Source organism: Xanthomonas sp. F1, assembly GCF_014199855.1.
The window spans coordinates 58,291-84,304 of the sequence record NZ_JACHOK010000004.1; the positions used below are offsets into that span (position 1 = coordinate 58,291).

Genomic DNA, 26,014 nt, shown 5'->3' on the forward strand with positions numbered 1-26,014 from the left:
ACCCGGCCGGTGCGCTGACCTGCGTCGACCGGTCGCGTCGCGCGCCGGTCGCATCATTCCGCTGGCCGATGCCCGAATCGGCCCGTTCGCGGGCGACTCGGCGCTTGCGCCCCCCCGGTGAGGCGCGCAGACCCCTACCCCGGAACGCAAAAAACCCCGCCAAGGCGGGGTTTTTGCTGTGTCGCGCTGCAGGCGAGGCGAGGATGGCGCTCCCTAGGGGACTCGAACCCCTGTTTTAGCCTTGAGAGGGCCACGTCCTAACCACTAGACGAAGGGAGCGTTGGTCGCGTCGATTGCAGCGCGCTAGTATATGGGTCTCGCCGCCCTTCGGCAATCCCGCAACCCGATACGGAAGCGCCATCATCAATCCGCCAGTTCCATCGCCATTCACCCTGCGCGCGATCCCGCGCGATCAGCACCCCATCTCGCGCAAGGACATCAGCCCCAACGCCCTGCGCGTGCTGTACCGGCTGCGCGAGGCCGGCTTCGGCGCGTACCTGGTCGGCGGCGCGGTCCGCGACCTGCTGGTCCAGGTGCAGCCCAAGGATTTCGACGTCGCCACCGACGCCACCCCCGAGCAGGTCAAGCAGTTGTTCCGCAACTGCCGCCTGATCGGCCGCCGCTTCCGCCTGGCGCACGTGGTCTACGGTCGCGAGATCATCGAGGTCGCCACCTTCCGCGCCAACGTCGACGACGGCAGCGGCGACCGCGAGGTGGACAACGGCCGCCTGGTCCGCGACAACGTCTACGGCAGCATCGAGGACGATGCGGTCCGCCGCGACTTCACCTGCAACGCCCTGTACTACGCGATCGAGGACTTCTCGGTGCGCGACTACACCGGCGGCTTCGAGGACGTGCAGGCACGGCTGATGAAGCTGATCGGCGACCCCGAGCAGCGCTACCGCGAGGATCCGGTGCGCATGCTGCGCGCGGTGCGCCTGGCGGCCAAGCTCGGCTTCGAGATCGAGGCCGGCACCGCCGAGCCGATCCCGCGCCTGGCCGGGTTGCTGGCCGAGGCCGCGCCGGCGCGGCTGTTCGAGGAAGTGCTCAAGCTGTTCCTGTCCGGCCATGGTGTGGCCAGCTTCGAGGGGCTGGAGCGGCACGGCCTGCTCGCCGCGCTGTTCCCGGAAAGCGCGGCGGCGCTGCGCTCCAATCGCAGCGGCGCGCTGCGGCGGATGCTCATCGAGGGCCTGCGCAACACCGATGCCCGTGTCGCCAACGACGAGCCGGTGTCGCCGGCGTTCCTGTTCGCCCTGTTGCTGTGGCCGGCCTACTGCCGCGCGCTGATGACCCTGCAGAAGCAGGGCATGCAGATGGAGGAGGCGCAACGCCGCGCCGCCGACCGGGTGACCCTGCACCAGTTGAGCACCGTGGCGCTGCCGCGGCGCTTCTCGCTGCCGATGCAGGAGATCTGGCTGCTGCAGTCGCGCTTCACCTCGCGCCAGCGCAAGCGGGTGATGCGCACGCTGTCGCATCCGCGCTTCCGCGCCGCGTTCGATTTCCTGATCGTGCGCCAGTCGGCCTCGGACGAGCATGCGGCCGACATCGCCTACTGGCGCGAACTGCAGCAGCAGCCCGGCTACGCGCCGCCACCGCGCGGGTTCGATCCGGAGGTGGACTACGCCGGCGACGAGCTGGCGTTCGCGCCGCCGGCCGACAGCGAAGAGACCCCCAAGCGCCGCCGGCGCCGGCGCCGCCGCCCGGACGCCACCGCGCCCGTCGAGTGAGTGCCGTGGTGGCGACGCCGGTCCAGGCCTGCATCGGCCTGGGCGGCAACCTTGGCGATGCCGCGGCGACCCTGCGCACGGCCCTGGCCGCGCTCGACACCCTGCCGCAGACCCGCCTGCTGCGCGCCTCGCAGCTGTACCGCAGCCCGGCCTGGGGCCGCGAGGACCAGCCGGACTTCGTCAATGCCGCGGCGCTGGTGACCACCACGCTGCCGGCGCCGGCGCTGCTGCAGGCGCTGCTGGACCTGGAACACCGCCACGGCCGCCAGCGCCAGCCCGGCGAGCGCTGGGGGCCGCGCACCCTGGATCTGGACCTGTTGCTGTACGCCGAGGCGGTGATCGATCTGCCCGGGCTGCAGGTGCCGCATCCGTTCCTGCACCAGCGTGCGTTCGTGCTGCTGCCGCTGGCCGAGATCGCCGCGGACGCGGTCATTCCGGGGCATGGAACGGTGCGTGACGTACGCGACCGCATCGAAACCGGCGGGATCGCGCCAATCGGTAGATAATGCTCGGCTCATTACCGCAGCACATGAGCTTATGAGCAGTCACGCCGACAGCAAGCCCTGGACCGTTCCCGCCCTGGCCGAGGCCAAGCGCCGCCAGCAGAAGCTGGTGATGCTGACCGCCTACGACGCCGGCTTCGCGCGGACCTTCGACGCCAACGGCGTGGACCTGATCCTGATCGGCGATTCGCTGGGCATGGTGGTGCAGGGCCACGATTCGACCCTGCCGGTGACCGTGGACGACATCGCCTACCACACCGCCGCGGTGGCGCGGGTGCTGCAGCGCGCGCTGCTGGTGGCCGACCTGCCGTTCCAGTCCGATGCCACCCCCGAGCGCGCGCTGGACGCGTCGACCCGGCTGCTGCAGGCCGGTGCGGAGATGGTCAAGCTGGAGGGCGCCGGGCACAAGCTGGAGGTGATCCGCTTCCTCAGCGAACGCGACATCCCGGTGTGCTCGCACCTGGGCCTGACCCCGCAGTCGGTGCTGACCTTCGGCGGCTACAAGATCCAGGGCCGCGAAGAGGCCGCCGCGGCCAGGCTGCTCGCCGACGCCAAGGCGGTCACCGCGGCCGGCGCCGCGCTGCTGGTGCTGGAGTGCGTGCCGTCGCCGCTGGCCGCGCGGATCACCGCCGAGATCGACATCCCCACCATCGGCATCGGTGCCGGCCCCGGTTGCGACGGCCAGGTGCTGGTGATGCACGACTTCCTCGGCCTGGACAGCGGCCATCGCCGCCCGCGCTTCGTCAAGGATTTCCTGGCCGAAGGCGGCTCCATCGCCGGCGCCGCTCGCGCCTACGCCGACGCGGTGCGCGCCGGCACCTTCCCCGACGCCGAACACGCCTACGCCAAATGATCGAGACCATCACCGACCTGGCGCGACTGCGCGCCACCGTCTCCGGCTGGAAGCGGCAGGGCCTGCGCGTGGCCTTCGTGCCGACCATGGGCAACCTGCATGCCGGACATTTCTCGCTGGTGATGCTGGCGCGGCAGTACGCCGACCGCGTGGTCTCCAGCGTGTTCGTCAATCCGACCCAGTTCGGCCCGAACGAGGATTTCACCCGCTACCCGCGCACCCCGGAAGCCGACACCAGCGGCCTGGAAGGCGCCGGCTGCGACGTGCTGTGGCTGCCGACGGTGGAAAGCATGTATCCGCTGGGCGTGGAACTGGCGCTGCGCATGCACACCCCGGGCGTCAGCGAGGTGCTGGAAGGCGCCTGCCGGCCGGGCCATTTCGACGGCGTGTGCACCGTGGTCGCGCGCCTGTTCAACCAGGTGCAGCCGGACCTGGCCGCGTTCGGCAAAAAGGACTACCAGCAGCTGGCGGTGATCCGGCAGATGGTGGCCGACCTGGCGTTCCCGATCGAGATCCTGGGCGGCGGCATCGTGCGCGAGGCCGACGGCCTGGCGATGAGTTCGCGCAACCAGTACCTGTCGGCGGAGGAGCGGCCGCGTGCCGCGCACATCCATCGCACCCTGCTGGCGATGCGCGAGGCGCACCTGGCCGGGCGCCCGCGTGCGCAGGTGGAGGCGGCGGCGACCGCGCAGTTGCAGGACGCCGGCTTCGAGGTCGACTACAGCGTGCTGCGCACGCCCGACCTGAGCGAGCCGCAGGACGGCAACGGCCCGCGCGTGGCACTGATCGCCGCGCGCCTGGGCCGCACCCGGCTGATCGACAACCTGGAATTCTGAGCGCGGCAGGCCCCAGGGCAGTTGCCGTGTAGGAGCGGCTTCAGCCGCGACGGGCTTCCGCGGCAAGGCTGTCGCGGCTGAAGCCGCTCCTACGACGGACCGTGGCGCGCGTGGCACCGCTACCTCACGGCCCGGCTGCTAAACTGCGCGTCTTTCCTGACCGCAGTCCCGTGCCATGCAACTGAGCCTGTTGAAGACCAAGATCCACCGCGCCACCGTCACCCATTCCGAGCTGAACTACGAAGGCTCGATCGCCATCGACGGGCTGCTGCTGGACGCGACCGGCATCCGCGAGTTCGAGCAGGTGCACATCTGGGACGTCACCAACGGTGCGCGTTTCAGCACCTACGCGATCCGCGCCGACGAAGGCAGCGGCATCATCTCGCTCAACGGCGGCGCCGCGCGCCACGTGCAGGTCGGCGACCTGATCATCATCGCCGCCTTCGCCGGCATGAGCGAGGAGGAGGCCGCGCGCTTCCAGCCGACCCTGGTCTACGTGGACGGCAACAACAAGATCACCCACACCAACCACAGCATCCCAAAGCAGGCCGCATGACACAGTCCACCGGTTTCGACGCACTGCATTCCCACGCCCAGCGCTTGCGCGGGGCGCGCCTTCCCGACCTGCTGGCGGCCGAACCCGGCCGTGCCGAGACGTTGGCGCTGCAGGTCGGACCGCTGTACTTCAATTTCGCCCGGCAGAAGTACGACCGCGCCGCGCTCGACGCGCTGCTCGCGCTGGCCGCCGAACACGACCTGGCCGGCGCCTTCCAGCGTCTGTTCCGCGGCGAGACGGTCAACGTCACCGAAGGCCGCGCCGCATTGCACACCGCGCTGCGCGGCGACCTCACCGGCGCGCCGGTGGCCAGCCAGGCCCACGCCAGCGCGCGCGAGGTGCAGCAGCGCATGCGCGCGCTGATCGACGCACTGGCCCAGACCGAGGTCACCGACATCGTCAGCGTCGGCATTGGCGGCTCCGATCTGGGCCCGCGCCTGGTCGCCGATGCACTACGTCCGGTCACCGGCGCGCGCTTCCGCGTGCACTTCGTCTCCAACGTGGACGGCGCGGCGATGCAGCGCACCCTGGCCACGCTGGACCCGGCGCGCACCGCCGGCGTGCTGATCTCCAAGACCTTCGGCACCCAGGAAACCCTGCTCAACGGCCAGATCCTGCGCGACTGGCTGGGCGGCAGCGAGCGCCTGTACGCGGTCAGCGCCAATCCCGAACGCGCCGCCAAGGCCTTCGACATCGCCGCCGGCCGCGTGCTGCCGATGTGGGACTGGGTCGGTGGCCGCTATTCGCTGTGGTCGGCGGTGGGCTTCCCGATCGCGCTGGCGATCGGCGCCGACGCCTTCGAGCAATTGCTGGATGGCGCCGCGCAGTTCGACGACCACGCCCTGAACGCGCCGCTGGAACGCAACGTGGCCGTGCTGCACGGCCTGACCACGCTGTGGAACCGCAACCTGCTCGGCTACGCGACGCAGGCGGTGATGACCTACGACCAGCGCCTGGCGCTGCTGCCTGCCTACCTGCAGCAGTTGGTGATGGAAAGCCTGGGCAAGCGCGTGCGGCTGGACGGCAGCCCGGTCGAGGCCGATACCGTGCCGGTGTGGTGGGGCGGCGCCGGCACCGACGTGCAGCACAGCTTCTTCCAGGCGCTGCACCAGGGCACCAGCATCGTGCCGGCCGACTTCATCGGCTGCATCCGCAACGACGACCCGTACACGGTCAACCACCAGGCGCTGCTGGCCAACCTGCTGGCGCAGACCGAGGCGCTGGCGAACGGGCAGGGCAGCGACGACCCGGCCCGCGACTACCCGGGCGGCCGCCCGAGCACGCTGATCCTGCTCGACGCGCTGACCCCGCAGGCGCTGGGCGCGCTGATCGCGATGTACGAGCACAGCGTGTACGTGCAGTCGGTGGTCTGGGGCATCAACGCCTTCGACCAGTTCGGCGTCGAATTGGGCAAGCAACTGGCCAGCCAGTTGCTGCCGGCGCTGCAGGGCCAGTCCACCGAGGTCGCCGATCCGGTGACGCGCGCGGTGCTGGCGCGGTTGCAGGGCTGAATCACATGGCGCACGGCGATCCTTTCGCTGTGCTCCACGCTAGCGCGCGAGAACGCGCATGCCGTGAGTCCCGCGGGTTGCGCGTGACGTCGAGGTAGTTCCTCACGCGAGCGGTGGTCGCTGGTCTCGTGTCGCGATCGCGTGAGGGCCGTGAAGGGCGTCTGAACACGGTGCAGACGGGTTTCTTACGTCATCGCGCGTTAAGATCCGTGAACGCTTACATTCAGCTCGGGAAGACATGCAGAACGACACAGCGCAAGACGCCGAGCCGACCATCAAGCTCAGCACGCTGGCGTTTCCCGTGGTCGGCATCGGCGCCTCCGCAGGCGGTCTGGCCGCGGTGTCGACGCTGCTGTCGAACATGCCTGCCGACAACGGCATGGCGTTCGTCATCATCCTGCACCTGTCGCCCAAGCACGAGAGCAGCGCCGATCAACTGCTGCAGCGCTGCACGCGTATGCCAGTGGTCAAGGTGACCACGGCACAGAAGATCCAGCCCAACCACGTCTACGTCATCTCGCCGTCGCTCGATTTGCTGATGAACGACGGCAGCCTGACCGTGCAACAGGCCACGCGGCCGCGTGGGCGGCATACCGTGATCGATACCTTCTTTCGTACGTTGGCGCTCGCGCATCGGGATCGCGCGATCGGCATCGTGCTGTCGGGCACGGGAGGCGATGGCTCGCTGGGCGTGGCCGCACTGAAGGAGAACGGCGGGGTGACCCTGGCGCAGTCTCCGGATGACGCCGAATACGATGCGATGCCGCGCAATGCGATCGCCAGCGGCTTCGTGGACTTCGTGCTGCCTGCGGTGGAGATGCCGCAGACCCTGTTGCAGCTGTGGCACAACGCGCGGCAGATCGTGCTGCCGGCGGATGGCGAGATCGATGAGCCGATGATCTCCAAGAAGGTCCAGGCCAGCCGCAGCGACGAGGCCACGTTGCGCGAGATCCTGAACATTCTCGCCTCCCGCACCGGGCACGATTTCCACCATTACAAGCGCGCCACCGTGCTGCGTCGCATCGAGCGGCGGCTGCAGGTGAACATGCTCAAGGATATCGCCAGCTATCGCGACTTCCTGGCCGAGAACGAGGCGGAAACCGCGGCGCTGCTCAGCGACATGCTGATCAGCGTGACCAGCTTCTTCCGCGACCGCGAGGCATTCGAGGCGCTGGAGCGCGACATCCTGCCCGAGCTGATGGAGCGCGGGCAGGAGAACGGCGGCGTACGGGTGTGGACGCCCGGTTGCGCGACCGGCGAGGAATCCTATTCCATCGCCATGCTGCTGTGCGACGAGGGCGCACGCATGGAACCGGCGCTGCAGGTACAGGTGTTCGCCACCGACATCGACGAGCGCGCGCTGACCCGCGCGCGCGCCGGGCTGTATCCGGATTCGGTCGTGGCCGACCTCGCGCCCACCCGGCTGCGCGAGTATTTCACCAAGGAGCAGCACCAGTACCGGGTGAAAAAGCACGTGCGCGACAAGGTGCTGTTCGCTGCGCACAACGTGCTGCGCGATCCGCCGTTCTCGCGCGTGGACCTGATCGTGTGCCGAAACCTGCTGATCTATCTGGACCGCGACATCCAGATGCGGCTGTTGCAGATGTTCCATTTCGCGCTCAATCCGCGCGGCTATCTGTTCCTGGGCAGTTCCGAGTCGGCCGACGCGGCGTCGGGGCTGTTCGAGCCGGTGGACAAGAAGAACCGGATCTTCCGTGCGCGCACCCAGTCGCGCGGCGTGCACACGCCCAGCCTGCCGCTGCGCGCGGGGCCGCGGCAGGGACCGTTGCCGGCCTCCGACACGCGGACGCGCGGCTTCTCCTTCGCCGAGATCCATCAGCGCGTGCTGGAGCACTACGCGCCGCCGAGCGTGATCGTCGACCACGACTACACCATCGTGCACATGTCCAGCGAGGTCGGCCGCTTCATGAAGTTCGCCGGCGGCGAGCCCAGCTACAACCTGCTGGCGGTGATCGACCCGGCACTGCGCCTGGAACTGCGCAGCGCGCTGTTCCAGGCCGTGCACAGCAAGCGCAGCGTCGAGGCGCGGCAGGTGCGGCTGGAACGCAACGGCGTGCAGAGCTACCTGAACATGGTGGTTCGGCCGTTCCGCGACCCGGATGCGGACGCCAACTTCATGTTGGTGTTCTTCGACGAGGTCGACGACACCCTGAGCCCGAAGCAGGCCGACGTCGCAAGTCCGCCGGCCAAGGACGCGGTGGTGCTGCGCCTGGAGGAGGAACTGCAACTGACGCGCGATCGCTTGCAGACCACCATCGAGCAGTCGGAAACCTCGACCGAGGAACTGAAGGCGTCGAACGAAGAACTGCAGGCGATCAACGAGGAACTGCGCTCGGCCACCGAGGAACTGGAGACCAGCAAGGAAGAACTGCAGTCGCTCAACGAGGAATTGACCACGGTCAATTACGAGCTGAAGACCAAGGTCGACGAATCGGCGGAGATCAACGACGACCTGCGCAATTTCATCGCCTCCACCGAGATCGCGACGGTGTTCGTCGACGCGGAGTTGCGGATCAAGCGCTACACGCCGCACGCCGAGGCGATCTTCAGCATCATTCCCGCCGACATCGGCCGGCGCCTGCTGGACATCACCCATCGCCTGGACTATCCGCAATTGGCGGCGGATGTGCGCGGCGCGTTCACCTCGCTGCAGATGCACGAACGCGAAGTCCATGCCACCGATGGGCGCACCTACATCGCCCGGGTGCTGCCATATCGGACGCAGGAAAACCGGATCGATGGCGCGGTCCTGACCTTCATCGACCTGACCCGGCTGCGCCGTGCCGAACAGTTGGCGCGCGCCTCCGGCGTGTCGGCAGGCGAGCCGGCCCTGGTCACGTTGGACGCGGACGGCCTGGTGCGGCGCTGGAGCGCGGGTGCGACCCGGCTGCTTGGATACGCGGCCGGCGATGTCTTGGGCACGCCGTTTTCGCTGTTGTATGCGACCAGTCAGCCGGCTACCGCAATGCCGCTCATCGATACCGTAGAGCCGGCGACCGAACGACGTACCCTGCTGCACCGAGATGGACAGGAAGGGGAGTTCGTCGAAACCAGTATCCGGCTCGATACGACGGTACTCAAGCTGCTGTGGCCTACGCATGTGGAACGGGCGTCCACCGCAATGGCCGGCCGGTTGGCGACCAATGCCGAAGATGTGGCCGTCGCCGATCAGGAGTTGAAAGGCGATTTCCTGGCGGTCATGTCGCACGAACTGCGGCATCCGTTGAACCTGATCAGCGTGAATGTCGAGCTGCTGTCGCGCACGCCCGAGGTGCGCGCGTCGCGCAAGGGCAGCGGTATCGTCGATGTGGTCAAACGTGCCATCAAGGGACAGGCCAAGATCATCGACGACCTGCTCGACCTGTCGCGCATCCGTACCGGCAAGTTGCACCTGAATATCGTCGATCTGCCCTTGCTGGACCTGGCCCGCAACCTCGTGGATGTGGCCGCGGCCGACGTGTCGGCCTCCGAGCTGGACGTCAGCCTAGTGTGCGAGGACGAAGGCCCGGTGGTGCGCGGCGACCCACAGCGCGTCGAGCAGATCGTCTGGAACCTGCTGTCCAACGCGATCAAGTTCACGCCTCCCGGCGGGCGCGTGCGGGTGCACGTGTCCAGCTTCGGCGGTTACGCCCGGCTGTCGGTGGAAGACAGCGGGCACGGCATCAGTGCGGATTTTCTGCCGCGCGTCTTCGATATGTTCGGCCAGGCGGCGGCACGCGCGGCCAGCAAGCAGACCGGGCTGGGCATCGGCCTGGCGCTGGTGCGGCAATTGGTGGACCAGCATGGAGGACGCGTCGAGGCCTTGTCGCCCGGCGTCGGCAAGGGCAGTACCTTCGTGGTGTGGCTGCCGTTGGCGAAACCGAACGCGGTGCGGGCGTCGGAGGAGATCGGCGTCGACATCGCCCCTTGCGCCGGTCTGCGCGTGCTGGTGGTGGACGACAGCCGCGACACCGCCGAGTCCTTGGCCACCTTGCTGGAACTGGAAGGCGCCGAAGTGGGCGTGGCGACGTCCGGTGCGGCGGCGCTGGAGCTCGCGGCGGCAAACCACTTCGACATCGTGCTCTCGGACATCGGCATGCCCGACATGAATGGATTGGCCCTGATCGCCCGGCTGCGACGGTTACCGGCTTACGCGGAGGTGCCGGCGCTGGCCCTGTCCGGCTTCGGTGCACAGGCCGATGTCGCGCGGGCGCTGGCGGCGGGATTCAGCGCACACATCAACAAGCCTGTGGTGGTGGACGATCTGCTGATGGAGATCCGGCGGCTCACCGGACAGCGGCGACGCAGCCGCGGGTAGCCGCCGTACGGCACGGGCGCCCTGGGTGTGGCGGATGCAGGAGTGCCGGCGCGGTGGCACGTGCCGGTGTGAGGTGGTTCAGCGGGGCAGGGGCGGAGCGAGGACGAGGGACGACGATGAACGAGCAACAGTTGATGCACGACATCCGCAACCAGATCAATTCCATCTGCATGGCCGGACGCCTGGCCAAGCGCGCGGCGGAGCTGGGGCAGGAGGCGCTGATGCGCGATTGTCTGGAGAAGATCGACGTGGCCTGCGAGAAGTGCGTGCAATTGCTGGTCCCGCCGCCAGCGCGCCGCGAGTGACCGCGCCGGCGATCCACCACCCGCCGCCGCACCGCCGAGCGGCGGCGATGGCGCAGATGTGTGCGTCGCATTTGCGCAGTTTGCGGTCATCCGTTTGCTGTGTTGCAGCAATTGCGTGGTGCGCGACGCGCTGGCGTGGGGGCGCCCGAAGGAGCGACAGCGCGGTGTCGAAGGCGTTGCAGGTATTCCCTGCCTATAGCGCAATCCGATAAGCCCCTGCATTCATGGCATACGCCAACGGTCGGTTGACAGCGTTTGTCGGTTGCGAAAGCGTAGGCGCGCTTGCAGACACGGCGCGGCCATTGCGTGCCGCGCCACTGCACTCATCGGCCCTGGAGAGGATCTCGTGGAAACGCAACCCAACCGTCCGTCTGCGGTCCGTCAGCCTCTGATCCTGACCGCCATCGTCGGCTTCGCACTGCTGGCTGCCGTCGGCGCCGGCCAGTCGGCGCCACAGGCGGCGGTCCCCGCGCCGCCGCCGATCCATCCGGACCGGTGGCCGTCGCCGGCCTGGCCGCTGCAGGAGGATCCGGCGCTGGAGGCGCGCATCACCACGCTGATGGCGCAGATGTCGGTGGAGCAGAAGGTCGGGCAGACCGTGCAGGGCGACATCGGCAGCATGACCCCGGACGACGTGCGCCGCTATCACATTGGCTCGGTGCTGGCCGGCGGCAATTCCGATCCCGGCGGCAAGTACGACGCCAGCCCGGCGCAGTGGCTGGCGCTGGCCGATGCCTACTACGCGGCGTCGATGCAGAAAGACGGTGCCGGCCCGGCGATTCCGATCATCTTCGGCATCGATGCGGTGCACGGGCAGAGCAACATCGTCGGTGCCACACTGTTCCCGCACAACATCGGCCTGGGCGCCACCCGCGACCCGGCGCTGATGCGCAAGATCGGCGAGATTACCGCCGCCGAAACGCGCACCACCGGCATGGAGTGGACCTTCGCCCCGACCGTGGCGGTGCCGCAGGACGACCGCTGGGGCCGTACCTACGAGGGCTATTCCGAGTCGCCCGAGGTGGTGGCGAGCTATGCCGGCCAGATGGTCGAGGGCCTGCAGGGCGTGCCCGGTACGCCCGGTTTCCTGGATGGCTCGCATGTGATTTCCTCGGTCAAGCACTTCCTCGGCGATGGCGGTACCACCGACGGCAAGGACCAAGGCGATACCCGGATCAGCGAGCAGCAGCTGCGCGACATCCACGGCGCCGGCTACCCGCCGGCGATCGCCGCCGGCGCGCAAACGGTGATGGCCTCGTTCAACAGCGTCAACGGGGTCAAGATGCACGGCAACACGGTCATGCTGACCGACGTGCTGAAGGGGCAGATGCATTTCGGCGGCTTCGTGGTCGGCGACTGGAATGGCCACGCCCAGGTCCCCGGCTGCCGCAAGGACGACTGCCCGGCCGCGTTCAACGCCGGCGTGGACATGCTGATGGCCCCGGACAGTTGGAAGGGCGTCTACGAGAACGCGCTGAAGGCAGTGAAGTCGGGCGAGATCCCGATGGCGCGGCTGGACGATGCGGTCCGGCGCATCCTGCGGGTGAAGCTGCGCTTGGGCCTGTTCGAGGCCGGCAAGCCGTCGCAGCGCCCGCTCGGCGGGAAGTTCGAACTGCTCGGCGCCCCCGAGCACCGCGCGGTGGCGCGGCAGGCGGTGCGCGAATCGCTGGTGCTGCTGAAGAACCAGCAGCAATTGTTGCCGCTGAAGCCGCAGCTCAAGCTGCTGGTGGCCGGCGACGGCGCCAACGACATGGGCAAGCAGGCCGGCGGCTGGACCCTGAACTGGCAGGGCACCGGCACCAAGCGCGCCGATTACCCCAACGGCACCACCCTCTGGGAGGGCCTGCAGCAGCAGGTCAGCGCCGCCGGCGGCAGCGCTGAGCTGGCGGTGGACGGCAAGTTCACCACCAAGCCCGACGTGGCGGTGGTGGTGTTCGGCGAACATCCCTATGCCGAGTTCCAGGGCGACATCGCCACGCTGCTGTACAAGCCCGGCGACGACAGCGACCTGGAACTGATCAAGTCGCTCAAGGCGCAAGGCATCCCGGTGGTGGCGGTGTTCCTGAGCGGGCGGCCGCTGTGGGTGAACCGCGAGATCAATGCCGCCGACGCCTTCGTCGCGGCCTGGTTGCCGGGCTCGGAAGGCGCCGGCATCGCCGACGTGCTGCTGCGCAAGCCCGACGGCAGCGTGCAGTACGATTTCCACGGCAAGCTGAGCTTCTCCTGGCCGCGCACCGCGGTGCAGTTCGCCAACAACGTCGGGCAGAAGAACTACAACCCGCAGTTCGCCTTCGGCTACGGCCTCACCTACGAAGACAAGGGCGATCTGAGTCGCCTGTCCGAGGTGTCGGGCGTGTCCGGCGCGCAGGCGGTGGGCGGGGTGTACCTGGACCGCGGCAAGCCGGCGGCGGGCATCAACCTGATCCTGTTCGGCGCCACCCAGGCCAACCTGCCGGCGACAACCTTTCCGGCCGCGCTGGCCGACGGCTCGCTGAAGGTCACCGCGATCGACCACAAGGCGCAGGAGGATGCGCGTCGCTTCGTCTGGTCCGGCAGCGGCAAGTCGGGGCTGGCGCTGGTGTTGCCCAAGCCGCTGGACGTCTCGCGCGAGAGCAATGGCGACGTGCAATTGATCCTGACTCTGAAAGTGGACGCGGCCCCGGGCGCCGCCACGCGCATCGGCGTGGCCTGCGGCCACGACTGCGGTGCGCGCCTGGACCTGGGCAAGGCGCTGGCCGCGCTGCCCAAGGGCGAGTGGCGCACCCTCGGCGTGCCGCTGAAGTGCTTCGCGGTGGCCGGCGCCGACGTGACCCGGCTTGAGCGCCTGCCGGTGATCGAGAGCGACGGCGCGCTGGACCTGGCGCTGTCGCGGATCGCGCTGGGCAGCAGCAACGACGCGCAGAGCGTGGTCGGCTGCCCGCTGCATTGAGCGGTGGCAAACGTTTTTCTTGAACGAGCGGCGCCGCCCACGCGGGCGGCGTCATGGACAACGGTGCGACAGGGCTACGGCCCGTAGGAGAAGGCAGTGGGGTTGGCGACGTTGGATGTGGCGATTGTGGTGGTCTACCTGGCGGGCATTTTCCTGCTCGCGCAATGGGTGTCGCGGGAGAAGGCCGGGCACAGCAAGAGCGCCGAGGACTACTTCCTGGCCAGCAAGACCCTGCCGTGGTGGGCGATCGGCGCCTCGCTGATCGCGGCGAACATCTCCGCCGAACAGATCATCGGCATGGCCGGCTCCGGCTACGCGATCGGCCTGGCGATCGCCTCCTACGAATGGATGGCGGCGCTGACGTTGCTGATCGTCGGCAAGTTCTTCCTGCCGATCTTCCTGCGCAACGGCATCTACACCATGCCGCAGTTCCTGGAGCAGCGCTACGGCAAGTGGATCCGCACGCTGATGGCGGTGTTCTGGCTGCTGCTGTACGTGTTCGTCAACCTGACCTCGATCCTGTGGCTGGGCTCGATCGCGGTGAGCCAGGTCACCGGCATGGACCAGACCCTGGCGCTGGCGCTGATCGGCGTGTTCGCGCTGGTCTACCAGCTCTACGGCGGGCTGAAGGCGGTGGCGTTGACCGACATCGTGCAGGTCACCTTGCTGGTGCTGGGCGGCCTGCTGGTCGCCGGCCTGACCCTGTCGCGGATCGGCGACGGCGCCGGCGTGCTCGCCGGCTTCCGCCATCTGTGGAACGCGCACCCCGAGCACTTCCACATGATCCTGTCCAAGGACAACCCGTTCTACAAGGATCTGCCGGGCCTGAGCGTGCTGATCGGCGGCCTGTGGGTGATGAACATCAGCTACTGGGGCTTCAACCAGTACATCATCCAGCGCGCGCTGGCGGCCAAGAACATCGGCGAGGCGCAGAAGGGCATGGTGTTCGCCGCGTTCCTGAAGCTGTTGATGCCGGTGGTGGTGGTGGTGCCGGGCATCGCCGCGGTGGTGCTGGCGCCGGACCTGGCCAAGCCCGACCAGGCCTATCCGACCATGATGCAGCTGCTGCCCAGCGGCATCCTCGGCCTGGTGTTCGCCGCCCTGGTGGCGGCGATCGTGGCCTCGCTGGCGTCCAAGATCAATTCGGTGGCGACCATCTTCACGCTGGACTTCTACGCCAAGTTCCGCCCGCAGGCCGACCAGCCGCAGCTGGTGCGGGTCGGCCGCGTGGCCGCGGTGGCCTCGGTGCTGATCGGCATCCTCACCGCGCGGCCGCTGTTGGGCAATTTCGACCAGGGCTTCCAGTTCATCCAGGAATTCACCGGCTTCTTCACCCCGGGCGTGGTGGTGATCTTCATGCTCGGCCTGTTCTGGAAGCGCGCCAACGAAGCCGGCGCGCTGACCGCGGCGATCGGCTCGGTGCTGCTGTCGTTCGCGCTGAAGAAGCTGTGGCCGGAACTGCCGTTCATGGACCGCATCGGCCTGGTGTTCGTGCTGTCGCTGGCGGCGGCGGTGCTGGTGTCGCTGCTGACCCCGCAGGCGCCGGCGCGCGACCTGATCCGCACCGACGACGTGCGCTACGGCACCACGCTGGGCTTCAAGCTCGGCGCGGCCGCGGTGATCGCGATCCTGGTGGCGCTGTACGCGGTGTTCTGGTGAGCCGCGGCTGGGCCGTGGCGCGGCACGCTCAGGCGTCGCCGCCCTGCCACGGCTCGGCCAGCCAGGCGTCGAGCGCGTCGGCCGGCATCGGCCGCGCGATCCAGTAGCCCTGGCCTTCGTCGCAGCCCCAGTCGCGCAGCATCGCGTACACGGTCTCGCTCTCGATGCCCTCGGCCACCACCTGCTGGCCGAAATCGTGGCCGAGATGGATCATCGACGGCACCAGCATGCCGTCGCTGCGGCTGCCGGGCAGGGCGCGGATGAACGACTGGTCGATCTTCAGCGCGCTGGCCGGGATGCTCTTCAGATAGCCGAGGTTGCTGTAGCCGGTACCGAAGTCGTCGATGGCGATCTTCACCCCGAGCGCGCTGATCTGCTGCAGCTGTTCGGCCACCCGCTGCGGATCGCGGATCATCGCGCTCTCGGTGAATTCGATCTCCAGCGCGCCGGGCGCCAGCGCATGCTGCTGCAGCAGCGCCTGCAGCCGGGCGATGAAGTCGGCCTGTTCCAGATCCACCGCCGACACGTTCAGCGCTACGCTGAAGGTATAGCCGCGCTGTTGCCACAGCGCCGCCTGGGCGATGCCGGCGCGCAGCACCCAGGCGGTGATCCGGCTCATCAGCGCGGTCTTTTCCGCCAAGGGGATGAAGTCGTTCGGCGCCACCGTGCCCAGCAACGGATGCTGCCAGCGCAGCAGCGCTTCCACGCCCACGCATTCGCCGCTGCGCAGGCTCACCCGCGGCTGGTAATGCAGGCTCAGCTGGTTCCGTGCCTCCAGCGCCTCCGGCAAGGCGGCGAGGATCCGGAAGGCATTGCGCTGGTTGGCGTCGTGGTTGCGCTCGTACAGGCTCCAGCGCTGCCCGCGCTGGCGCGCCATGTCCACCGCGGTGGTCAGCGAGCGCACCGTATGGTTGGCGCTCAGCGCCCCGTCCAGGCGCACCGCGCCCAGCGAGGGACTGGCCGCGTGCGGAATGCCCTGGTGGTCGATCGCCGTGGCGAAGGCGCTGCAGACGTGCTCGCACCAGTCCTCCAGATGCGCCGTGTCGCTGCCTTCCATGATGAACACGAAGGTGGTGGTGTCGATGCGGTACAGCGGCAGGCTGCCCAGCGCCTTGCGCAGGCGATCGCGCGTGGCAAGCAGGTAGCCCTCGGCATACTCCCAGCCCAGCGCCTTGACCATGTCGCGGAAATAGTCGATGCCGCACACGTCGATCGCCACCGCGGTGTCGTGCTGATCCGCGCTCTGCAGCGACAGCCACATGGTCAGGTCGTCGTTGAAGCGGCTGCGGTTGGGCAGGCCGGTCAGCGCATCGACGAAGCCGCTGTTGCGCAGCGTGTCGATGCGCACCATCAACAGGTCGCGCAGGTCCTGCAGGGTGCGGCGCGCGACCTCGTCGAACTCGTGGCGCGGCTCGGTATCGATCACGCACAGCGTGCCGAGGCTGGCGCCGTCGGCCATCAGCAGCGGGGCTCCGGCATAGAAGCGGATGAACGGCGGGCCGGTGACCAGCGGATTGTCGCGGAAGCGCGGATCCTGGCGCGCGTCGGCCACCACCATCAGTTCCGGGCTGTGGATCGCATGTGCGCAGAACGCCTGGCTGCGCGGCGTCTGCGCAACCTCCAGGCCGACCCGGGACTTGAACCACTGGCGCTGTTCGTCGATCAGCGAGACCAGCGCGATCGGCACCCGCAGGTAGCGGGACGCCAGCTGCGTGACCAGGTCGAACACCTGGTCGGCGGGCGTGTCCAGCAGGCACAGCTGGCGCAGGGCGCTGAGCCGTTGCGGCTCGTCCAGCAAGGCGGGTGGTGGAGATTTCAACATGCCGGGTTAGCGGCCCGGCGCCAGGGGACTTGAGCGCCAGACCCAGGCGCGGTTCACGCCGCCGCCGCGCAGCTCAGCGTGGCGGATCGCGCTGCGGGCTGGGCCGCTTGGCCAGCTTGCGCTGCAACGAACGGCGGTGCATGCCGAGCAGGCGCGCGGCCGCGGAGACGTTGCCGCCGGTCTCGTGCATGGCCTGCTGGATGTGCTCCCACTGCAGGCGGCTGAGCGGGGTCATCGCGTCCGGCACGTCGCTGCCGTCCTCGTCCTCCTCTTCCTCGGCCTCCAGGCCGATCGCGCGCAGGATCATCGGTACGGTGGCCGGCTTGGGCAGGTAGTCGTCGGCGCCGAGCTTGATCGCCTCCACCGCGGTGGCGATGCTGGCGTAGCCGGTGACCAGCAGGATGCGCATGTCGGCGCGGATCGCGCGCAGCGGCTGGATCAGTGCCAGGCCGGATTCGTCGCCGAGCTTGAGGTCGATCAGCGCGTAGTCCGGTGGTGCCTCGGCGGCCAGCGCCAGCGCGGCGGCGGCGCTGTCGGCGGTGCGCGTCTCCAGGCCGCGGCGGGCGAGGGTGCGCTGCAGGGTGCGCAGGTACAGCGGATCGTCGTCGACCAGCAGGCCCAGCGGGGTATCGGTGTTCATGCGGAGGTCTCCAGGGCGAGCAGCGGCAGGCGGAAGCCGACCCGGGCGCCATGGTCCGGCGCCGGCTCGGTCCACAGCTCGCCGCCCAGGCGTTCGATGGTCGCATGCGACAGCGCCAGGCCCACGCCCATGCTTTCGGGCTTGCCGCTGCGGAACAGGGTGGCCGGCAGGCCGACCTGGTTGGCGTCGAAGCCGCCGCCGTAATCGCGGACCTCGCCGACCAGTTCGCTGCCGGTGACGCGCACGCTCAGGTCCACCTGCGGATGGCCCGCGCGTTCGCCGGCGTCGGCGGCGTTGTTCAGCAGCACCTGCAGCAGATGGCCGATGGCGCTTTCCATGCGCAGCTGCAGCGGCGCGTCGTCGTTGCGGCGCAGGCGCACGGTGGGCCGCACCAACTGCCATTGGTGCAGCACCTGCGCCAGCGACACGGTCTGCCCGCCGGCGCGCTGCGCCGGGGCGGCCAGCGCCAGTACCCGTTCGCGGCACTGCACCAGGAGTTCGCGCAGGGTGTCCAGGTCCTCGCGCAGTTCCGGCTGGGTGCTCTGTTCGGCGATGTCGTCGGTGAGCAGGGTCATCGTCGCCAGCGGCGTGTTCAGTTCGTGGGCCACCGAGGCGGCATGGGTGGCCAGGGCGACGATGCCCTCGTTGCGGGTGAAGCGCTCGCGCAGCAACGCCAGCTCGCGCTCGCGTTCGCGCATGGCCATCGCCAGGCGGGTGGAGAACACCAACACCACCACGGTGGACAGCAGGAAGTTGGCGGCCATGCCCCAGCGCTGCAGGTCCAGCGCCTGGTAGGGGCCGTGCGGCAGCGGCAGGCCGAACAGCGCGCTGACCGCATAGCCGGCCACGCAGGCCAGCGCCACCGCCAGCGCCCAGCGCAGCGGCAGGGCCAGCACCGCCAGCGCGATCAGCACCAGGAACAGCGAGCCGAAGGCGTTGCCGATGCCGCCGCTCCAGCCGACCATCCAGGTCAGCACCGTCACGTCGACCAGGATGTGGCCGAAGGCGGTGGCCGGCGCGGCCGAGTCGGCATGGCGCAGGCGCAGCTGCGCGTACAGGTTGAACAGCGCCAGCACCGCCACGCCGGCCCATAGCGGCGCCTGCGGCAGCGGCAACTGCAGCGGCCAGGTCGCCACCAGGATCGTCGCGGCCTGGCCGGCGGTGGCCAGCCAGCGCAGGCTGCACAGGGTGCGCAGGAAGGAGGCGTCGGTGGAATCCATGCTGCGCATCGTATGCGCTGGGCCGGGGGCCTGCCTGCGACAAACCGTCGCAGCGGTGCCGCCTCGCTGAATCGCCGGTGCCGGTGCATGCGGCAGGACGCGCCGCGCAGGCTAAAATGGGCAAATGTACGACGCCGTCAGCCGCCCCACGCCTCCCGCCGACGCCGCGCCCTGGGCGCGCCGTCTCACCCAGCCGGTCCGCATCGGCGGCGTCACCATGGGCGGCGGCAAGCCGGTGGTGGTGCAGTCGATGACCAACACCGACACCGCCGACGTCGCCTCCTCGGTCAAGCAGGTGGCCGAACTGTGGCGCGCAGGCTCGGAACTGGTGCGCCTGACCGTCAACAATCCCGAGTCGGCGGCGGCGATCCCGCGCATCGTCGACAAGCTGCGGATGATGGGCATCGAGGTGCCGCTGATCGGCGACTTCCACTACAACGGCCATCATCTGCTGGCCGCCGAGCCGGCCTGTGCCGAGGCGCTGGCCAAGTACCGGATCAATCCCGGCAACGTCGGCTTCGGCAAGAAGAAGGACACCCAGTTCGCGCAGCTGATCGAGTTCGCGCTGAAGTACGACAAGCCGGTGCGCATCGGCGCCAACTGGGGTTCGCTGGACCAGGCGCTGGCCGCGCAACTGATGGACGAGAACTCGCGGCGCGAGGTGCCGTGGGATGCCGGCCGGGTGTTGCGCGAAGCGCTGATCCGTTCGGCGCTGGACTCGGCCGAGCGTGCGGTGGAACTGGGCCTGGGCCGCGACCGCATCGTGCTCAGTTGCAAGGTCAGCGGCGTGCAGGAGCTGATCGCGGTATACCGCGACCTGGCGCAGCGCTCGGACTTCGCCCTGCACCTGGGCCTGACCGAGGCCGGCATCGGCAGCAAGGGCATCGTCGCCTCCAGCGCGGCACTGGCCGTACTGCTGCAAGAGGGCATCGGCGACACCATCCGCATCTCGCTGACCCCCGAGCCGGGGCAGTCGCGCACGCAGGAGGTGATCGTCGCCCAGGAACTGCTGCAGACCACCGGCCAGCGCGCCTTCACCCCCCTGGTCACCGCCTGCCCGGGCTGCGGCCGCACTACCTCCGAGTTCTTCCAGGAGCTGGCGAAGGTGGTGCAGAACCACGTCCGCGCCAAGATGCCGGAGTGGAAGGTGACCCATCCCGGCGCCGAGAGCATGACCCTGGCGGTGATGGGTTGCGTGGTCAACGGGCCGGGCGAGTCGCGCCACGCCAACATCGGCATCTCGCTGCCGGGCACCGGCGAGGCGCCGGCCGCGCCGGTGTTCATCGACGGCGAGAAGAAGGTGACCCTGCGCGGCGAGAACATCGCCCACGAGTTCGTCGCACTGATCGACGACTACGTCGAACGTACCTATGTCCGCCGCACCGGGTGAGTCCGCCGCCGAGGCGGCCGGCCTGCGCCGCTGGCTGCGGCTGAACGCGTGGCGCGTGGTGCTGCTGTTCGCCGGGGTGTTGCTGCCGCTGGGCGTGTTCGTGATGCTGGCCGAGGACGTGCACGCACTCGAAGACCTGTATTTCGACGAGCCGCTGCTGTGGAGCATGCGTGGGCTGACCAGCCCCGGCTGGGACCGCTTCTTCACCGTGGTCACCGAGGCCGGCTACCAGTACGGGGTGATTCCGCTGGACACGCTGATCGTGCTGGTGCTGCTGGGCCTGCGTCGTTGGCGCGAGGCGCTGTTCGCCGCACTGTCCTTCATCGGCTCGGCGCTGCTGAACATGGGTGCCAAGCAGTTCTTCCAGCGCGACCGGCCCAGTCTGTGGGAGTCGATCGCGCCCGAGCACCACACCTTCAGTTTTCCCAGCGGCCACGCGATGGGCTCGATGACCCTGGCGGCGGTGCTGATCGCGCTGAGCTGGCGCACCCGCTGGCGCTGGCCGGTGCTGTGGTTGGCCGGCAGCTTCACCCTACTGGTCGGCGTGTCGCGGGTGTACCTGGGGGTGCATTACCCCTCCGACATCCTCGGCGGCTGGAGCGCGGCGCTGGTGTGGGTGGTGGGGCTGTACCTGCTGCTGTTCCGCGGCGAGCGCCGGCCGCGCTGGCGGGGGCGGCGCGCACTGGCCGCCACCGACGCGCGCTGACGCCAACGCGGGGGCGTCGCCGCGCGTTACCAGCTCGAACTCGCGCCGCCGCCGCCGGAGCTGCCGCCGCCGGAGGACGAGTCGCTGCTGGAGGACGAAGAGGAGGAGGACGAGGACGAGGACGATCCTGCGGACTCGGCTGCGGCGCGTTCCTTGGCGGCCTGGGCGGCGTGGTAGCTGGCGGTGTAGGCGAACACCCCGGGGGCGGTCTCGGCGATATGGCCCTTGCGGATCAGCGCATTGCGCTTTCGCGCCTGCGCCTGCATGAAGCGGCTGTAGCGCTGCGGCGAGCGGTAGCGCTGCGCGGCGATGGCCAGGGTCAGCACCAGGACCAGCAGTTCCAGCGCCAGGAAGATCACCGTCATCGTCATCGACCTGGCCGACAGCAGTATCACGAAGATGCCGGGGTTGGCGCTCAGGAACAGGCGGATGAACCACGCCCAGAAGCCGCCACGTGCGCTGTTCTGGACCAGTTCCTCGGGCTTGGCCGACAGGCGCGGGTGCCGCCGCAGCAGGCGCCTGCGCAGATAGCCGGTCCAGGCCTGGCGCAGCGGCAGCAGCAGCCACACCAGCACCAGCAGGCCGGCCCAGGCGATGGCGCCGCGCCGCCAGTGCATGCCGTCGTCGGCCGGTTGCGCCAGTTCGGCGATGGCGTCGGGATCCTGTGCAGCGGCGCGGCTCATGAAGTCGAATGCCGCCACGATGGCGTCGGCGGTGTCGCCCTGGCGCAGGCGCGGGGCCAGGTAGTCGTCCAGCGCGTGGCGGGCGACCACGTCGGGCAACACGCCTTCCAGGCCGTAGCCGACTTCGAAGCGCGAACGCCGGTCCTGCATCGCCAGCACCAGCAGCAGGCCGTTGTCGCTGCCCTGCCGGCCGAGCCGCCAGGTGCGGAAAGCGCGCTCGGCCAGGCGTTCGATCGGTTCGTCCTGCAGCGAAGGCACGAGGTAGACCGCGCCCCAGATGTGCTGGCGTTCGCGCAGGCGCTGCAGCGCCGCGTTGATCCGCTGGGTGTCGTCCGCGCTGAGCGTGCCGGCGGGATCGACCACGTTGGGCGTGTAGGGCGGAATGGCGACGGCGCCGATGCCGCGTACCGGCCACAGCAGCAGGGCCAGGACCAGCAGGGCGCCGAGCCGAACCGGCGTTCGCACGCGCGAGGCGCCGGCCTGGCGGCGGCAGGTGATGGCCGCGGATCGCTGGGCGTTCCTGTGCATCGCTAGGCCAGGCTATACAAGGCAGCGGCGCGCGCATGCAGCGCGGTCGTGTCGAACAGCGGCACCGCCGCGTCGGCCGGGCCGACCAGCAATCCGATCTCGGTGCAGCCCAGGATCACCGCCTCCGCGCCCTGCGCCTGCAGCCCGGCGATCACTTCGCGGTAGCGCAGCCGCGACGGCGCCTGCACCAGGCCCTGGCACAGCTCTTCGTAGATGATGCGGTGGACGTCCTCGCGTGTCGGCGCATCCGGGATCAGCACGTCGAAGCCGCGCCGTTGCAGCCGTTCGCGGTAGAACGCTTGTTCCATGGTGAAGCGCGTGCCGAGCAGGCCGACGCGGACGATGCCGGCGGCCTGCAGCGCATCGGCGGTGGCATCGGCGATGTGCAGCAGCGGCAACGGGACCGCGGCGGCGATCGCGTCGGCGACGCAGTGCATGGTGTTGGTGCACAACACCAGGAAATCGGCACCGCCGGCCTGCAATGCGCGCGCCGAGGCCGCCAATACGGCGCCGGCCGCATCCCAGTCGCCGGTGCGCTGATAGTGCGCAATCTCGTGGAAGTCCACGCTGTGCAGCAGAAGCTTGGCCGAATGCAGTCCGCCCAGTCGTGCGCGCACCGTCTCGTTGATGTGCCGGTAGTAGGGCAGGGTGGATTCCCAGCTCATGCCGCCGATCATGCCGATGGTCTTCATCCTGCGCCGCGTGCCGTGGTTGCGTGTGCGCGAGGATGGTAGCGGCATCGGCCACGCGCAGCGACCGCGCGTTGCGCCTGCGCCGGCGATGGTCGGCAAGCCATGGCGTGTCGCGGCATCGTGCGCGGCACTCAGGCGTCCAGCGTTGGTGGCGTGCCGGCACCGGCGCGCGCCGCACGCCGCGCCAGCACCGCCTCGCGGTGGGCGATGTAGGCGTTGGCGCCGAGGATCACCAGCGCGCCCAGCACGGTGCCGCCATCCGGGGTTTCGTCGAACAGCCACCAGCCGAACAGCGCCACCAGCGGCAGCTGGGTGAAGCTGATCGGGGTCAGCGCGGAGACCTCGCCGAGGCGCAGCGCATGCGTCCACAGCAACTGGCCGAGGGTGCCGAACAGGCCGGTGGCCAGCAGCCACAGCCAGTCGATGCCGTGCGGCCAGCGCCACACGAACAACGCCGGCAGCAGCGACATCGGCACCCAGAATGCGTAGGTGTAGAACACCACCGTGTTGGCGGCGTCCACCCGTGCCAGTTGCTTGATCTGGATCGCGACCAGCGCGCTCATCACCGCCGCCAGCACCGCCACCAACGTTCCGGGGCTGAACGCGGCGGCGCCGGGGCGCACGATCAGCAGCACCCCGGCGAAGCCGCACAGCACCGCCAGCCAGCGCCGTAGGCGCACCGTCTCGCCCAGCCACAGCGCAGCGGCCAGGGTCGCGAACAGCGGGGTGGAGTAGGACAGGGCGATCGCCTGCGACAGCGGCAGGTGGCCGATCGCCCAGAACCCGGCCAGCATCGACACCAGGCCGATCGCGGTGCGCAGCAGGTAGCGCGGCAGTTGCGCGGTGCGCGGCCACGGCCGGCCCGGACGCAGCAGCATCGGCAGCAGGAACAGCAGGCCGAACAGGTTGCGGAAGAACGCGATCTGCAGGGTGGACAGGTGTGCCGACGCCAGCCGGATCGCCACCACCATCAGCCCGAAGGCCATCGTACTCGCCAGCATCAGCAGCGCCGCGCGCAGCGACGTGGGCGCGGCTACCACTGCGCGCCGACGATGCGCGGCTCCGGCTCCAGGATCACGCCGAAGCGCTCGCCCACCGAGGCGGTGATGCGTCGCGCCAGGTCCAGCAGCTCGGCACCGCTGGCCTGGCCGTGGTTGACCAGCACCAGCGCATGCGCGGCGGACACGCCGGCGTCGCCGTCGCGGTAGCCCTTCCAGCCGCAGGCCTCGATCAGCCACGCCGCCGACAGCTTGCGCTGGCTGTCGTCGTCGCCGGGATACACCGGCAACGCCGGATGTTCGTGCTGCAGCGCCAGCGCCTGTTCCAGCGGCAGCAGCGGATTCTTGAAGAAGCTGCCGGCGTTGCCGAGCACGTCCGGGTCGGGCAGCTTGCGTCGGCGGATGTTGATCACCGCTTGGGCCACGTCGGGCGCGCCGGGCGTGGCGATGCCCATGGCCTGCAGTTCCTCGCCGATGCCGGCGTAGTCCAGGCGCAGCGCGTGCAGCCGCGGCAGGTTGAACTCCACCGCGGCGATCAGGTAACGGTCGGGCTGGCGCTTGAACAGGCTGTCGCGGTAGCCGAACTCGCAGGCGGCCGCGTCCAGCCGCACGAAGCGCGCGTCGGCGCGGTCGTAGGCCTCGACCACGTGCACGAACTCGCCCATCTGCGCGCCGTAGGCGCCGATGTTCTGGATCGGCGCGGCGCCGACCGTGCCCGGGATCAGCGCCAGGTTCTCCAGGCCGGACAGGCCCTGCGCCAGCGACCACATCACCAGGTCGTGCCAGCCCACGCCGGCGCCGGCGCGGACGATGGCGTAGTCGGCGCGGTGCTCCAGGGTGTCGATGCTGCGGTTGGCGAAGCACAGCACCACGCCGGGCGCATCGCCGGCGAACAGCAGGTTGCTGCCGCTGCCCAGCGGCAGCAGCGCGGCGCCGGCCAGCTCCGGCGCCAGCAGCGCCTCGGGCAGCGCCTCGGGCGCGAAGATCTGCAGCAGCCACGGCGCCTGCGCGGCGACGTGGAAGGTGTTGAGCGCCTGCAGCGGCGCCTGCGCAGTGAGCGACCAGGCCGTGGTGCTCATGAAACGACCACGTCCCCGCGGCTGGGCGCTTCGCGGCGCCGGCGCATCGCCTCGACGCACTCGCCGATCAGCTCCGGCCCGCGGAACACCAGCCCGCTGTAGCACTGCACCAGCGCCGCGCCGGCGGCCATCTTTGCCACCGCGTCGGCGCCGGAGAGGATGCCGCCGACGCCGATCAGCGGGATGCTCTCGGGCAGGCGCGCGCGCAGGCGGCGCAGCACCAGGGTGGACTGGCCCAGCAGCGGCGCGCCGGACAGGCCGCCGCTCTCGGCGCCCAGCGGCTCGTGCTCCAGGCCGGGGCGGGCGACGGTGGTGTTGGTGGCGATCACCCCGTCCACCTGCAGGTCCGACAGCACCCGCGCCGCCGCGTCGATGTCGCTGTCGCTCAGGTCCGGCGCCACCTTGACCAGCATCGGCACGCGCTTGCCGTGGCGCGCGGCCAGCGCTTCCTGCGCCTCGCGCAGGCGCGCGATCAGCTGCCGCAGCGCCTGCTCCTCCTGCAGCTCGCGCAGGCCGGCGGTGTTGGGCGAGGAGATGTTGACCACGACGTAGTCGGCCAGCGCGTAGACCTTTTCCAGGCAGTGCAGGTAGTCGGACGCGGCGTCCTCGTTCGGGGTGTCCTTGTTCTTGCCGATGTTGATGCCGAGCAGGCCGCGCCGGCGCCGCGCGCGCTCGACGTTGCGCACCAGCGCATCCACGCCCAGGTTGTTGAAGCCCATGCGGTTGATGACCGCCTGCTGCCGCGGCAGCCGGAACATGCGCGGCTGCGGATTGCCGGCCTGCGCGCGCGGGGTGACGGTGCCGATCTCGACGAAGCCGAAGCCCAGCGCCAGCAGCGCATCGATGTGCTCGCCGTTCTTGTCCAGGCCCGCGGCCAGGCCGACCGGGTTGGGGAAGTCCAGGCCGAAGGCGCGCGTGGGCATCGGCGCGATCGTGCGCGCCAGCAGTGGATTGGTGCCGGTGCGGTAGGCCAGCTCGATGGCGCGCAGGCCCAGGGCGTGCGCGCGCTCGGCGTCGAAGGCGAACAGGAACGGTCGGGCGAGGGAATACATGGCGTGG

The 26,014-nt window shown here is 69.6% G+C and carries 20 protein-coding genes and 1 tRNA gene; 12 read left to right on the forward strand and 9 right to left on the reverse strand.

The window, feature by feature from the left end:
- Window positions 1–204: 204 nt before the first annotated feature.
- Window positions 205–279 (reverse strand) — tRNA-Glu (locus tag GGR71_RS11005).
- 29 nt (window positions 280–308) lie between these two features.
- On the opposite strand from GGR71_RS11005, the gene pcnB reads away from it, so the two are divergent.
- The 10 genes from pcnB (at window position 309) to GGR71_RS11055 (ending at window position 15,197) form a co-directional block, all read left to right on the forward strand.
- A complete protein-coding gene (gene pcnB / locus GGR71_RS11010; RefSeq protein WP_160958765.1) occupies window positions 309–1,727 on the forward strand; it encodes a polynucleotide adenylyltransferase PcnB in 1,419 nt (472 codons plus the stop codon).
- An 8-nt stretch (window positions 1,728–1,735) separates the two neighbouring features.
- Window positions 1,736–2,233, forward strand: a complete 498-nt coding sequence (gene folK, locus GGR71_RS11015; protein WP_184451942.1) for a 2-amino-4-hydroxy-6-hydroxymethyldihydropteridine diphosphokinase — start codon at window positions 1,736–1,738, stop codon at window positions 2,231–2,233.
- A gap of 31 nt (window positions 2,234–2,264) precedes the next feature.
- Complete coding sequence (gene panB / locus GGR71_RS11020; RefSeq protein WP_160958503.1) at window positions 2,265–3,083, forward strand: 3-methyl-2-oxobutanoate hydroxymethyltransferase; 819 nt, start codon at window positions 2,265–2,267, stop codon at window positions 3,081–3,083.
- Window positions 3,080–3,919: a pantoate--beta-alanine ligase gene (gene panC / locus GGR71_RS11025; protein WP_160958505.1), complete on the forward strand. Its 840-nt coding sequence runs from the start codon at window positions 3,080–3,082 to the stop codon at window positions 3,917–3,919. Before panB ends, panC begins: the two co-directional genes overlap by 4 nt.
- Before the next feature lie 175 nt (window positions 3,920–4,094).
- Complete coding sequence (panD, locus tag GGR71_RS11030) at window positions 4,095–4,475, forward strand: aspartate 1-decarboxylase (protein WP_019798646.1); 381 nt, start codon at window positions 4,095–4,097, stop codon at window positions 4,473–4,475.
- A complete protein-coding gene (pgi, locus tag GGR71_RS11035; RefSeq protein ID WP_160958507.1) occupies window positions 4,472–5,986 on the forward strand; it encodes a glucose-6-phosphate isomerase in 1,515 nt (504 codons plus the stop codon). Before panD ends, pgi begins: the two co-directional genes overlap by 4 nt.
- A gap of 238 nt (window positions 5,987–6,224) precedes the next feature.
- On the forward strand, window positions 6,225–10,304 hold the full coding sequence (locus GGR71_RS11040; RefSeq protein ID WP_160958509.1) for a CheR family methyltransferase: 4,080 nt from the start codon (window positions 6,225–6,227) through the stop codon (window positions 10,302–10,304).
- 116 nt (window positions 10,305–10,420) lie between these two features.
- Window positions 10,421–10,609, forward strand: a complete 189-nt coding sequence (locus GGR71_RS11045) for a hypothetical protein (RefSeq protein WP_160958512.1) — start codon at window positions 10,421–10,423, stop codon at window positions 10,607–10,609.
- Between the two features lie 346 nt (window positions 10,610–10,955).
- Window positions 10,956–13,538, forward strand: coding sequence for a glycoside hydrolase family 3 protein (locus GGR71_RS11050; RefSeq protein ID WP_456362613.1), 2,583 nt, complete (start codon window positions 10,956–10,958; stop codon window positions 13,536–13,538).
- A 96-nt stretch (window positions 13,539–13,634) separates the two neighbouring features.
- Window positions 13,635–15,197 (forward strand): sodium:solute symporter family transporter, encoded by a 1,563-nt coding sequence (locus GGR71_RS11055; RefSeq protein WP_160958514.1) that lies wholly within the window; start codon window positions 13,635–13,637, stop codon window positions 15,195–15,197.
- Between the two features lie 28 nt (window positions 15,198–15,225).
- On the opposite strand, the gene GGR71_RS11060 is transcribed toward GGR71_RS11055, so the two are convergent.
- From GGR71_RS11060 to GGR71_RS11070, 3 genes are all read right to left on the reverse strand, one after another.
- Window positions 15,226–17,019: a putative bifunctional diguanylate cyclase/phosphodiesterase gene (locus GGR71_RS11060; RefSeq protein ID WP_184451944.1), complete on the reverse strand. Its 1,794-nt coding sequence runs from the start codon at window positions 17,017–17,019 to the stop codon at window positions 15,226–15,228.
- A gap of 73 nt (window positions 17,020–17,092) precedes the next feature.
- A complete protein-coding gene (locus GGR71_RS11065) occupies window positions 17,093–17,659 on the reverse strand; it encodes a response regulator transcription factor (RefSeq protein ID WP_160958516.1) in 567 nt (188 codons plus the stop codon).
- Complete coding sequence (locus GGR71_RS11070) at window positions 17,656–18,879, reverse strand: ATP-binding protein (RefSeq protein WP_184451946.1); 1,224 nt, start codon at window positions 18,877–18,879, stop codon at window positions 17,656–17,658. The genes GGR71_RS11065 and GGR71_RS11070 overlap by 4 nt, the downstream gene beginning before the upstream one ends.
- A gap of 124 nt (window positions 18,880–19,003) precedes the next feature.
- Here GGR71_RS11070 and ispG point away from each other — a divergent pair, with 124 nt between their 5' ends.
- Window positions 19,004–20,269: a flavodoxin-dependent (E)-4-hydroxy-3-methylbut-2-enyl-diphosphate synthase gene (gene ispG / locus GGR71_RS11075; RefSeq protein ID WP_160958521.1), complete on the forward strand. Its 1,266-nt coding sequence runs from the start codon at window positions 19,004–19,006 to the stop codon at window positions 20,267–20,269.
- Window positions 20,250–20,975, forward strand: coding sequence for a phosphatase PAP2 family protein (locus GGR71_RS11080; protein WP_160958525.1), 726 nt, complete (start codon window positions 20,250–20,252; stop codon window positions 20,973–20,975). The genes ispG and GGR71_RS11080 overlap by 20 nt, the downstream gene beginning before the upstream one ends.
- A gap of 26 nt (window positions 20,976–21,001) precedes the next feature.
- Here the strand turns inward: GGR71_RS11080 and GGR71_RS11085 are convergent, their stop codons facing one another.
- From GGR71_RS11085 to GGR71_RS11105, 5 genes are all read right to left on the reverse strand, one after another.
- The gene (locus GGR71_RS11085; protein ID WP_184452005.1) at window positions 21,002–22,123 is read right to left on the reverse strand and encodes a TPM domain-containing protein; all 1,122 of its coding nucleotides are present in this window, start codon (window positions 22,121–22,123) and stop codon (window positions 21,002–21,004) included.
- Window positions 22,124–22,188: 65 nt separating this feature from the next.
- Window positions 22,189–22,926: an aspartate/glutamate racemase family protein gene (locus GGR71_RS11090; RefSeq protein WP_456362614.1), complete on the reverse strand. Its 738-nt coding sequence runs from the start codon at window positions 22,924–22,926 to the stop codon at window positions 22,189–22,191.
- 83 nt (window positions 22,927–23,009) lie between these two features.
- Entirely contained in the window at window positions 23,010–23,918 is a 909-nt protein-coding gene (locus tag GGR71_RS11095; RefSeq protein WP_343160797.1) for a DMT family transporter, read from the reverse strand.
- Window positions 23,912–24,955, reverse strand: a complete 1,044-nt coding sequence (murB, locus tag GGR71_RS11100; protein WP_160958532.1) for a UDP-N-acetylmuramate dehydrogenase — start codon at window positions 24,953–24,955, stop codon at window positions 23,912–23,914. Before murB ends, GGR71_RS11095 begins: the two co-directional genes overlap by 7 nt.
- Entirely contained in the window at window positions 24,952–26,007 is a 1,056-nt protein-coding gene (locus tag GGR71_RS11105) for a quinone-dependent dihydroorotate dehydrogenase (protein WP_048489052.1), read from the reverse strand. Before GGR71_RS11105 ends, murB begins: the two co-directional genes overlap by 4 nt.
- Window positions 26,008–26,014 lie beyond the last annotated feature (7 nt).

Excerpts from the sequence above, each read along its gene's own strand:
- panB (WP_160958503.1), top strand. The coding sequence starts at position 2,265 with ATGAGCAGTCACGCCGACAGCAAGCCCTGGACCGTTCCCGCCCTGGCC.
- panC (WP_160958505.1), top strand. The coding sequence starts at position 3,080 with ATGATCGAGACCATCACCGACCTGGCGCGACTGCGCGCCACCGTCTCC.
- panD (WP_019798646.1), top strand. The coding sequence starts at position 4,095 with ATGCAACTGAGCCTGTTGAAGACCAAGATCCACCGCGCCACCGTCACC.
- pgi (WP_160958507.1), top strand. The coding sequence starts at position 4,472 with ATGACACAGTCCACCGGTTTCGACGCACTGCATTCCCACGCCCAGCGC.
- GGR71_RS11040 (WP_160958509.1), top strand. The coding sequence starts at position 6,225 with ATGCAGAACGACACAGCGCAAGACGCCGAGCCGACCATCAAGCTCAGC.
- GGR71_RS11045 (WP_160958512.1), top strand. The coding sequence starts at position 10,421 with ATGAACGAGCAACAGTTGATGCACGACATCCGCAACCAGATCAATTCC.
- GGR71_RS11060 (WP_184451944.1), bottom strand. The coding sequence starts at position 17,019 with ATGTTGAAATCTCCACCACCCGCCTTGCTGGACGAGCCGCAACGGCTC.
- GGR71_RS11065 (WP_160958516.1), bottom strand. The coding sequence starts at position 17,659 with ATGAACACCGATACCCCGCTGGGCCTGCTGGTCGACGACGATCCGCTG.
- GGR71_RS11070 (WP_184451946.1), bottom strand. The coding sequence starts at position 18,879 with ATGGATTCCACCGACGCCTCCTTCCTGCGCACCCTGTGCAGCCTGCGC.
- ispG (WP_160958521.1), top strand. The coding sequence starts at position 19,004 with ATGTACGACGCCGTCAGCCGCCCCACGCCTCCCGCCGACGCCGCGCCC.
- GGR71_RS11080 (WP_160958525.1), top strand. The coding sequence starts at position 20,250 with ATGTCCGCCGCACCGGGTGAGTCCGCCGCCGAGGCGGCCGGCCTGCGC.
- GGR71_RS11090 (WP_456362614.1), bottom strand. The coding sequence starts at position 22,926 with ATGCCGCTACCATCCTCGCGCACACGCAACCACGGCACGCGGCGCAGG.
- murB (WP_160958532.1), bottom strand. The coding sequence starts at position 24,955 with ATGAGCACCACGGCCTGGTCGCTCACTGCGCAGGCGCCGCTGCAGGCG.
- GGR71_RS11105 (WP_048489052.1), bottom strand. The coding sequence starts at position 26,007 with ATGTATTCCCTCGCCCGACCGTTCCTGTTCGCCTTCGACGCCGAGCGC.